Origin of the sequence: Promineifilum sp. (SeqCode), assembly GCF_041918635.1 — a bacterium.
Classification (GTDB): domain Bacteria; phylum Chloroflexota; class Anaerolineae; order Promineifilales; family Promineifilaceae; genus Promineifilum.
Genome location: NZ_JAYRVJ010000311.1, coordinates 1 through 9,861, shown reverse-complemented (window position 1 = coordinate 9,861; position 9,861 = coordinate 1). Strand labels below are relative to the sequence as shown.

General features: G+C 65.2%; 7 protein-coding genes and 1 pseudogene. All 8 read right to left on the bottom strand.

Going from position 1 to position 9,861, the window contains the following annotated elements; all coding sequences use genetic code 11:
• Nucleotides 1-1,351, bottom strand: a pseudogene (locus tag ACE3UY_RS09985) (hypothetical protein); the annotation flags it as partial.
• A gap of 458 nt (nucleotides 1,352-1,809) precedes the next feature.
• Nucleotides 1,810-4,317, bottom strand: coding sequence for a type I DNA topoisomerase (gene topA / locus ACE3UY_RS09980; RefSeq protein WP_374687389.1), 2,508 nt, complete (start codon nucleotides 4,315-4,317; stop codon nucleotides 1,810-1,812).
• A 78-nt stretch (nucleotides 4,318-4,395) separates the two neighbouring features.
• On the bottom strand, nucleotides 4,396-5,481 hold the full coding sequence (locus tag ACE3UY_RS09975; RefSeq protein WP_374687388.1) for a mannose-1-phosphate guanylyltransferase: 1,086 nt from the start codon (nucleotides 5,479-5,481) through the stop codon (nucleotides 4,396-4,398).
• Between the two features lie 13 nt (nucleotides 5,482-5,494).
• Nucleotides 5,495-6,634, bottom strand: a complete 1,140-nt coding sequence (gene dprA / locus ACE3UY_RS09970; protein ID WP_374687387.1) for a DNA-processing protein DprA — start codon at nucleotides 6,632-6,634, stop codon at nucleotides 5,495-5,497.
• Nucleotides 6,635-6,751: 117 nt separating this feature from the next.
• Complete coding sequence (rimM, locus tag ACE3UY_RS09965) at nucleotides 6,752-7,318, bottom strand: ribosome maturation factor RimM (protein WP_374687386.1); 567 nt, start codon at nucleotides 7,316-7,318, stop codon at nucleotides 6,752-6,754.
• Between the two features lie 89 nt (nucleotides 7,319-7,407).
• Nucleotides 7,408-7,653, bottom strand: a complete 246-nt coding sequence (locus ACE3UY_RS09960; protein WP_374687385.1) for a KH domain-containing protein — start codon at nucleotides 7,651-7,653, stop codon at nucleotides 7,408-7,410.
• A gap of 6 nt (nucleotides 7,654-7,659) precedes the next feature.
• Entirely contained in the window at nucleotides 7,660-8,136 is a 477-nt protein-coding gene (rpsP, locus tag ACE3UY_RS09955) for a 30S ribosomal protein S16 (protein WP_374687384.1), read from the bottom strand.
• Between the two features lie 118 nt (nucleotides 8,137-8,254).
• Nucleotides 8,255-9,589 carry a signal recognition particle protein gene (gene ffh / locus ACE3UY_RS09950; protein ID WP_374687383.1) on the bottom strand — a complete coding sequence of 445 codons (1,335 nt, stop codon included), beginning with the start codon at nucleotides 9,587-9,589 and terminating at the stop codon, nucleotides 8,255-8,257.
• Nucleotides 9,590-9,861: the final 272 nt, after the last annotated feature.

Below are 9,861 nucleotides of genomic sequence, written 5' to 3'. Positions count from 1 at the left end.
GGACGGCCAGCACACGCCCCTTCGCGTCGAGCAGTTGAACCTGATGGGAACCGTTCCCCTCGCTCGCGGGCACCGCCTGGTCAAGCTGGTAGGCCGGCAAGGTCGTGACGCGGTCGCCATCGACCGTCGCGCGCAATAGCAACGCCTCGCCGGACGGCGACGTGGGGATGGGGGCCAGCCGGCCGCCGCGGGCCAGCTGCTCCTGCACCAGCCCCTCATAGGTGTAATCCGACACCCACCGCGGGCCGCAGTAGCTCATCATGTCGTGCGTCTGGTTAGGCGAGAGCAGCAGGTGCTCTTCCGTGTCAACGCCGTGCACGCCAATGATGGCGTTCGGGTACGGGTAGTTGGGATCGACGTTGCTCGGATCGCCGCACGGGGCGTGCCAGCGGCCCAGGTTGTGGCCGATTTCGTGCCCGGCCGTCGGGCCTGCTTGCGCCCCCAGGTCGAGACCGATCGATACGCGCCAGCCGCCGACCCAGCCCATGCCGCTGATGCCATACCCTTCGAACCAGGACTGGCCGGACTGACCGGTAGGAATAAGCCCGTAGAAAATGCGGGAGGTGTTCGCGCCCACTTCGACTGTCCACAACGCGCTCAGTTGATCCAGCAAGCGCCTCCACTCTGTACCCTGGCGCAGGTCGCCGATGAAGGTGTAGGGCGCGTGATATGAGACGTCCACCCGGCCGGCCGGGAACGCCGCCGACAGCCAATCGCTGATGGGATCGTGTGCCGCGTCGGCATAGGTCGCCCCGCTGGGAGCATGGATGTAGCGAATGGGCACGATTGTCACGTCGAGCGGCGGCAGGTTGTGGAAGGTGAAGGCCGCGGCGCGCTGGTTGTTGCCCTCGCTCGACTCAGAGACCCGGTCGGCCTGGTCGATAGTCGCCGTCAGCGTGACCTGGCCGGACAGCCAGGCGGGCGGCAGATCGAAGTTGAAGGTGCTGTTGAGGTCGTCGGCGTTGGCTTGGCTGGGCACGGCCCGCAAGCCACTGGTGAGCGAGCCTAGGGAGACGCCGCCGCGCTGGGCGGTGACGGTCACGGTTGCCTCTATCGACCGGCCATTGTTGGACGAACCCAGGGCATAGACGCGCAAAATTGCCGGTTTCTCGGCCACCAGGGTGATGCTGTTGGCCGGGTTTTGCACCGACTGGTAAAGACCCATGTGAACGATCTGCAAGTCGCCGACGGCCGCCGGGCGAACGTAGACCGCTGGAATGTAAAGTTGATTCTTGCCCGTCTGATCGCGTTGCGATGCTGCGTAAACGGTCCCCCGATGCCTTAGGCCAAATGAGGCAGCGCACAGCAGCAACACAACGATGGCGAATCGCCTCGTTGTATGCTCTCGCATAGCTTTCTCCGTTATAAGATGTGTACGGCGGTCCGCCGGCCAGGCGTACCGTGAGGCAGCTTAGGGGCCTGGGCAGGCGCAAGTGATGTCAGCAACACACAGGGGAAATTGCCGTACCTTGACTATAGTACTAACGGAGCGTTACAAAGTGCATTACAGTACCGTCAAATGACGTAGACACCATGCCTAGGGGAAAACCCGCATATTGGGTGTATAGGGCCATATATAGGCACTTGTGTGCAGAGAACGTGGAGCGACGCGACAGCACCCCAGAGAAACTATGACACAATCCGGTCGCTACGCCGGCCTATATACGGCAAAGTCGGTAGGTCGCCAGATGAGTAAAAAAGCCGCGGCGCGTAAGAAATGGCTACGGTTTAAGCGGCAGACACGGATTTACAGAAGAAATCCGTATTTTCCGTCCCACTCCGTAGCCATTTCTTCCACGATAGCGCAGCCTAGTCGAGGGCCGTCTCCAGCTCGACGACGGGCGGCAGTTCAGCCAGCGGGACGGTGTGCTCGCAGCGGGTGCAGCGCGCCATCTCCTTGTTGTCCTGCACCAGCACCCCGGCGCACACCGGGCACGGCTGGGGCAGCGGACGCTTCCAGTTAGTCCAGTCGCAGGCCGGGTAGTTGGCGCAGCCGTAGAACACCTTGCCGCGCTTGGTGCGCTTCTCGATCAGGTCGCCGCCGCAATGGGGGCAAATGACGCCGACCTTGACGAGAATCTGCTCGGTGTAGCGGCACTGCGGATAGCCGCTGCAGCCGACGAACCGACCGAAGCGCCCCTCGCGATAGACCAGTGGGTGGCCGCTCAGCGGGCAGTCGCGGCCGACGAACTCCGGCTCGCGCTTCAAGTCCAGCTTCGGCAGCGCCGCGTCGGCCACGTCCAGGTCTTTGGCGAACTTTTTGTAGAAGTCGCCCAGCACGGGAACCCACGGCTTGCCCTCGGCGATCTCGTCCAGTTCATCTTCTAGCCGCGCCGTGAAATCGACCGACAGCACGTCGGGGAAGTACTGCACCAGCATGTCGTTGACGATAGAGCCGATCTCCGTCGGCCGCAGCCGCTTCTGCTCCTGCTCCACGTAGCCGCGCTGCTGGATGGTCGAGATGATCGAGGCGTAGGTGGAGGGGCGGCCGATGCCGTTCTCCTCCAGGGTCTTGACCAGCGACGCTTCGGAGTAGCGCGGCGGCGGCTGGGTGAAGTGCTGCTCCGGCAGCACGCGCAGCAGGTCGACCGCCTCGCCGGTTTGGAGGTCGGACGGCACTTGCGGCGCGTCGGCTGCCTCGCCGTTCTCCTCGTCAGGGTCGTCCGCGCCGTAGACGGCCAGGAAACCGGGGAAGATGAGCGTCGAGCCGGTGGCGCGGAACAGGTAGGGGCGCTGGGCGGCCGGCGTCGCCGCCGGGCCGGCCCAGATGTCGGCCGAGACGGTATCGTAGACCGCCGGAGCCATCTGACTGGCGACGAAGCGCTCCCAGATGAGCTTGTAGAGCCGGAACTGCTCCTTCGACAGATGCGCCTTCAGGCTGGCCGGCGTGCGCTCCACGGCCGTCGGCCGGATGGCCTCGTGCGCCTCCTGGGCCGTCTTGGAGCGCGTCTTGTAGACCGGCGGCTTTTCCGGCACGTACTCCGCGCCGAACGTCTGGCCGATGAAGCGGCGGGCCGCCTCCTGGGCCTCGCCGGCCACGGTGACGCTGTCGGTGCGCATGTAGGTGATCAGGCCCACGCCCCCCTCGCCCACGTTGACGCCCTCGTAAAGCTCCTGGGCGATGCGCATGGTGCGCGTCGTGCCCAGCCCCAGGCGGCGCGACGCGTCCTGTTGCAGGGTGCTGGTGATGAAAGGCGCGAGCGGGCGGCGCACCCGCTTGCCCAGGTTGACCTCGCCCACCTGCCAATCGGCCGTCTCCAGCGCCGCCAGATGGGGCCGGACCGCCTCCTCGTTGCCCAACTCCGGCTCGGCCCCGTTCAGGCGGTGCAGCCGGGCCAGGAAGAAAGGACGGCGGCGGCCGTTGTCGCGCGCGCCCGCCCGAAACTTGATCTGGCTCAATTCGGCGTCAATCGTCCAGTACTCGCGCGAGTCGAACGCCTCGATCTCGCGCTCCCGCTCCACCACCAGCCGCACAGCCACCGACTGGACGCGCCCGGCCGACAGCCGGCCGCGCACCTTGCGCCACAGCAGGGGGCTGAGCTGGTAGCCGACCAGCCGGTCGAGGACGCGGCGCGCCTGCTGCGCCTCGACGCGATCCATGTCGATGGCGCGGGGCTGGTCGAAGGCGGCGCGGATGGCCGGCTGGGTGATCTCGTGGAAGACGACGCGCTGAGTGCGCGCCGGATCCATCTCGGCCGCTTCCATGACGTGCCAGGCGATGGCCTCCCCTTCGCGGTCAGGGTCGGTCGCCAGGTAGACTTCGCTGGCCCGCGCCGCCGCTTCCTTCAACTCCTTGACCAGCGCCCGCTTCTCGTTTGGCACGCGGTATTCGGGGGCAAAGTTGTTGTCTACGTCCACGCTGAGGCGCGACTTCAGCAGGTCGCGCACGTGGCCCAGGCTGGGCTTGACGACGTAGCCGCGGCCCAAATACCGCCCGATGGTCTTGGCCTTGGCCGGCGACTCGACGACGACCAGCTTGCCGCCGCGCTCGACGCCCTTGGTCGAGACGGCTGACTTGGCCGCCGCGCCCGCCTTCTTGCTCGTCTTGGCCGCGGTCTTCTTGGCCGGCTTCTTATCGGCCTTCTTGCCGCCGCTCTTGGCCTTGGCGGGGGCCGGGGCGCGCTCCGGCCTGGGCAGCGCGTCGTGGGCCGGCGTCCGGCCGCGCAAATAGATAGCCGTGCCGCAGACGGGGCACGTCCCGCGCGTGGCCGGCGAGCCGTTGGCGGCCCACTCCGGAACGGGGTTCAGGATCACCCGCTTCTCTTTACACTTCAGGCAGTAGCCCACCAGCTCCGCCTGGGCTTGTTCGTTGCTCATAATTCACTCTTAGGGGCTAGGGGCTAGGGACTAGGGAAGAGCGCTCTTCCTTGGTCCCTAGTCCCTAACCCCTAATCCCTAACTGTAAGATTCTAAATCAGTGCCGTGCAGGCCGCTGATGACGCGCTTGACCAGGGGAATCTGGTCTTTGTGGACGACGAGCAGCGCGTCGTCGGTGTTGACCACGATCATCCCTTGCAGCCCGACAGCCACGACCAGCTTGTGCGGTTCGTAGTTATAGAGTAGACAATCTTCCGACGCGGTGTCAATGACCAATCCTTTCGTGACGTTGGCCGTCAGGTCGGGATCGAGCGCCTCTTTGAGCGCGTAGAGTGTGCCCGGGTCGCTCCAACCCATCTCACTGTGCAGGACGAGCGCCCGCGCCGGGTCGAGGTGGGTCAGGATCGCGTCGTCGAAGCTGATGGCCGGGAGGTTGGGGTAGACCCGCGCCAGCGTCGCGCCGTAGTCCTCGCTGCCGATGGCGGCCTCGATGACGCACAACTGCCGCCACATGGCGGGCGAGAAGCGCTGGTAGAGGCGGCGAATGGTGGCCGGCGTGGTGACAAAAAAACCGGTGTTCCAGACGTGCGCCCCCTCGGCGAACATGCGCCGGCACTCCTCCAGCGGCGGCCGGTAGGTCAGCGAGCGAAAGCGGTAGTAGTCGGTCGTCCCCTCGCGCCCGGCCACCTCGCCCAGGCCGATCCAGCCCAGGTTCTCATTGGCGAAGCGTGGCGTCTCGCCGATGAAAAGGATGTCGGCCGTGTCGCGCCGGATCAGTCCTTCGGCCACGCTCAGCAGTTCGCGGAAGGCGGCGACGTTCTCGATGTAATTGTCGCTCCACAGGATGGCGACCGGCTCCTGCTCGCCGCGCCGGGCCAGGTGAGCCATGGCCAGCCCCACCGCCGGCCCCAGGTCGCGCCGCGCCGGCTCGGCGATAATGTGGTCGGCGGCCAATTCGGGCAACTGCTCGTGCACCATAGCGACGTAGCGCTCGTTGGTGGCGACGTAGATGTTGTCGTAGCCGTAGATGGGCGCGACGCGCGCCAGCGCCAACTGGAGCGTGGACGCCTCACCGACGATCGGCTCGAACTGCTTGGGCGAACTCTGGCGGCTGATGGGCCACAGGCGAAGGCCGGCCCCGCCGGCGAAAATGACGATGCGCATGGTTGGTGGTCTTCTACTCTTGAGCCGGCTCGACCTGGTAGGTCGTGACGTCGTAAGTCGCCTCCGGTTCCCTCAGCCGGACGTAGTTCATGCCGCCGACCTGCTGCACCATCCCCTTTAGCTCCATCATCGTCAGCGTGCTGCTGATGAGGCTGCTGGGCATGCCGGTTACGCGGCCCAATTCATCGACGTGCAATGGCTGCGAAGAGAGTTGGGCCAGCAGCGCCGCCTCTTCGGCCGAATCGGGCAGCGCCACCTGCGCCGTCGCCTGCTCGGTCACCATCCGCAGGTTCAACTCCTCCAGAATATCCTCTACGCCCATCACCAGCTTGGCCCCTTGCTGGATGAGCCGGTTTGTCCCCGCGCTGACCGGGCTGTTGATGTTGCCCGGCACGGCGAACACGTCGCGATCCTGCTCCAGGGCAAAGCGAGCGGTGATGAGCGCGCCGCTCTTCTCGCCCGCCTCGATGACCAGCGTGCCCAACGACAGTCCGCTGATGAGCCGGTTGCGCGCCGGGAAGTTCTTGCTGTCCGGCTCTGTGCCCAGGGGGAAATCGGTCACGACCGCGCCGTGCCCCTCGATCATGGCGTGGGCCAGGTCGCGGTGCTCCGGCGGATAAATCTTGTCGATGCCGCAGCCCATGACGCCAATTGTCCGGCCGCCCGCGTCGAGCGCCGTCCGGTGGGCCACGCCGTCAATGCCGCGCGCCAGGCCGCTGATGATGGTGATGCCGTTCTGGGCCAGGCCGCGCGCCAGGTCGTGCGCCGCCATCCGGCCATAGGCCGACAGCCGGCGCGTGCCGACGATAGCCACGGCCCACTGGTCGGCCGGCTCGAACCGGCCGCGCACGAAAAGGACGGGTGGGGCGGCGGCGATCTGGCGCAGCAGCGGCGGGTAGTCGGCGCTCTCCCAGGTCAGAACGTGGGCGCCGCTGGCCTCCACCCGCTGGGCGTAGCGATCCAGGTCGAGCGTCTGGCGCGCCTCGACGAAGCTCTGGATGGCCCGGCCGTCGAAGCCGATGTCGCGCAGTTGCGCCTCGGTCGCCCGCCAGGCCCGCTCCAGCGAGTCGAACGCGCCCAATAACGCCTGAATCTTGGCCGGGCCGATGCCGTTGACGTAGTTGAACCCCAGCCAGTACTTCAGATCAGACATAGTTGTCCCGCCAGAAAAGGAGCTCACGCAAAGAACGCAAAGAAGCAAAGGACGCCAAATGTCAAGTACGCTGCTTGGCGTTCTTGTCCGCCTTTGCGCTCTTTGCGTGAGCCTCTTTTACTCGTCCATATCTCCCAACAGGCCCGGCAGCGGACGGATGACCAGCCGCCCGCCCGCGATATCTACATCCTGCACCACGTCCGGGATGTCGGGGATGAGCAGTTCGCCCTTCGGCCCCTGGACGATGAAGACGTTGTTCGCGCCCGTCTCCAGCACGTCGGTTAGCCGGCCTAAATGGACGCCCGCCTCGGTGTAGACGGCCAAACCCTCCAACTGGTACAGGTAGTATTCGCCCTCTTCCAGCGGCACAGCCTCGGCCTCGGTGACCTGGAGCAGTTCGTTGCGCAGCAGCTCGGCCTCGGTGCGGGTGGGGTAGCCGTCCAGCCGGAGCAGCACCCAACTCTGGTGAAAGCGCACGCCCTCGATCGCGACCCGCCGGGGGTTGCGCTCGCCAACGTAAATGTGGGTCAGCTGCTTGAAGCGCGCCGGATCATCGGTCAGCGGCTCAACGCGCACCTCGCCGCGCACGCCGTGCGGCTTGAGGACGCGGCCAACCGCCAAAAAACGAGGCTCGGCGGAACTCTCCGCCGCGCCTCTCTTGTCCCCGGCCAGGTCACTTGTCATAAAGAAACCTCAACGCCAAGACGCCAGGACGCAAGGCTTTCGCGTCCTATTTGCGTCTTGGCGTCCTAGCGCCTTTGCGTTAATTCCGCCTAGCGCAGATTGTCAGCTTCCAGCAGTTCGAGTTCGACCCGCTTGCCCTCTTTGGCGGCGCGCACCTGTAGCAGGGCGCGCACGGAATCGATCACCCGCCCGCCCTTGCCGATGACGCGCCCCATGTCAGGCGCGGCCACCGAGAGTTCGATGACCGTCGATCCCCGGCCGCGGACTTCCGCCACCTGCACCTCTTCGGGATGGTCGACCAGCGACTCCACGATGAAGGTCACCAGGTCCTTCATGAGGGTTTACTCCTCTTCGTCCGCGCCCAGCAGCGCCTCGACCGCGTCCTCGATCCGCTCCACGGCGGCGGCCACCGGGGCGGCGACCGCAGCCGCCGCGCTGCTGACCGCGCCGGTCACGCGCTCGACGATTGACGGCTCGGCCGGCGCTTCCGCGGCTGGCGCTTCGGCCGTCGCTTCCACACCCTTATACTCGGCCACCAGCGCGTCCAGCGATTCGCCGGCGTGCAGGCGGGCCAGACGGTCGAACGTGCCCTGCTTGTTCAGCAGCACGCGCACCGCGTCCGACGGCTGCGCGCCGACGCTCAGCCAGTAGAGGGCGCGATCTTCCTCGATCTTGAACTCCGCCGGATTGGGCAGCGGGTTGTAATGACCAATGCGCTCGACCACCCGGCCGTCGCGCTTGGCTTCCTTCTCGGCTACGACGACCCGATAGCTGGGCTGCCGCTTCTTGCCAGTTCGACTCAAACGAATACGTAGCATGTTCTAGTTTGTCACTCCCTACTTAACTAAAAGAGCATCCACAGACTTCACAGATTACACAGATTTGAAGAAGGATTCTTAAATCTGCGTAATCTGCGAAATCTGCGGATCATTCTTCTTACATCTTACCGCCGAAGAGCGAACTGAGCGCGCCGCGCCCGCGCCCGCCCTTGAACTGCTTCATCATCTCTTGCATCTCGCGGTGCTGCTTCAGCAGCACGTTGATGTCCTGCACCGTCGTGCCGGAGCCAGTGGCGATGCGGCGCTTGCGGCTGGCCTTGATCAGCCGCGGGTTGCGCCGCTCGTCGTAGGTCATGGATTGGATCATGGCCTCGATGCGCTTCAAGTCGGTCTCGGCCGAACTCAAGTCCACGTCACCGGCCATCTTGTTCATGCCGGGAACCATCTCCAGCAGCTTGCCGATCGGCCCCATGCGCTTGATCTGCTGCAACTGCTTCAGGAAGTCGTCCAGGTCGAATTCGCCGGTCACCAGGCGCTGGCCGGCGCGCTGGGCCTCTTCCATGTCCATCTCCGACTGCGCCTGCTCGATGAGCGTCATCACGTCGCCCATGCCCAGGATGCGGTTGGCCAGCCGGTCGGGGTGGAAGACCTCGATGGCGTTCAGCTTCTCGCCGACGCCGAGGAACTTGATGGGCACGCCGGTGACTTCCCGCATGGAGATGGATGCGCCGCCGCGCGCGTCGCCGTCGATCTTGGTCATGATCAGACCGGTCAGCGTCACGGCGTTGTGGAAGTCGGTCGCCACGCGCACCGCTTCCTGGCCGGTCATGGCGTCGGCCACCAGCAGCGTCTCGATGGGCTGGACGCGGGCCTTGATGCCCCTGATCTCGTCCATCATCATCTCGTTAATGTTCAGCCGGCCGGCCGTGTCCAGAATAACCGTCGTCGCGCCGGTGGAGATGGCCTGGCGCACGCCATTGGCGCAGACGTTCACGGGATTGGCCTGCGTCCCCTCGCTGTAGACGGGGATGTCGAGCTGCTTGCCCAGCGTCTCCAACTGGTTGATGGCCGCCGGCCGGTAAACGTCGGCGGCGACGAGCAGCGGACGCCGCCCCTGCTTGCGCAGGTGGAGCGCCAGCTTGCCGGCCATCGTCGTCTTGCCCGCGCCCTGCAAGCCGACGAGCATGATGACCGCCGGCGACTGCGCGCCCAAATTCAACCGGCCCGGCTCGCCCAGCGTGGTCACCAGTTCGTCGTGGACGATCTTGACCACCTGCTGGCCGGGGGTCAGGCTGCGCATGACTTCCTGGCCGATGGCGCGCTCGCGCACGCGGGCCACGAAATCCTTGACGACCTTATAGTTGACGTCGGCTTCCAGCAGCGCCATACGCACCTCGCGCATGGCGACGTCGACGTCAGCTTCGGTTAGCTTGCCGCGCTTCTGCAGGTTGTCGAAGACGGACTGTAATCTCGATCCGAGGGTCTCAAACACGCAAAATCATCCTATCGCAACGATTGGCTTGCAAGATTTGCGATTCTAGCGCAGCGGCCTACTTACGTCAAGCGGGCCGGCGCGCGACAAAGCCTCACCAACCTGCTGGCGAGTGAGGCTTTGTCGCGCTATTTAAGTAACTATTCGAAAGGTTTGATAACTTTACCAAAAGTCTAGAGCGCGCGATGCTCTTCGAAAACGGAGAGCAAGCGCATGATTTACGCCAAAGTAGATGCCCAGCAGAAAGCCATCCTGGCTACGGAGATGAACAG

Coding starts and splice junctions, on each gene's coding strand:
- rimM (WP_374687386.1), bottom strand. CDS start 7,318: ATGACAAGTGACCTGGCCGGGGACAAGAGAGGCGCGGCGGAGAGTTCC.
- rpsP (WP_374687384.1), bottom strand. CDS start 8,136: ATGCTACGTATTCGTTTGAGTCGAACTGGCAAGAAGCGGCAGCCCAGC.
- ACE3UY_RS09975 (WP_374687388.1), bottom strand. CDS start 5,481: ATGCGCATCGTCATTTTCGCCGGCGGGGCCGGCCTTCGCCTGTGGCCC.
- topA (WP_374687389.1), bottom strand. CDS start 4,317: ATGAGCAACGAACAAGCCCAGGCGGAGCTGGTGGGCTACTGCCTGAAG.
- ACE3UY_RS09960 (WP_374687385.1), bottom strand. CDS start 7,653: ATGAAGGACCTGGTGACCTTCATCGTGGAGTCGCTGGTCGACCATCCC.
- dprA (WP_374687387.1), bottom strand. CDS start 6,634: ATGTCTGATCTGAAGTACTGGCTGGGGTTCAACTACGTCAACGGCATC.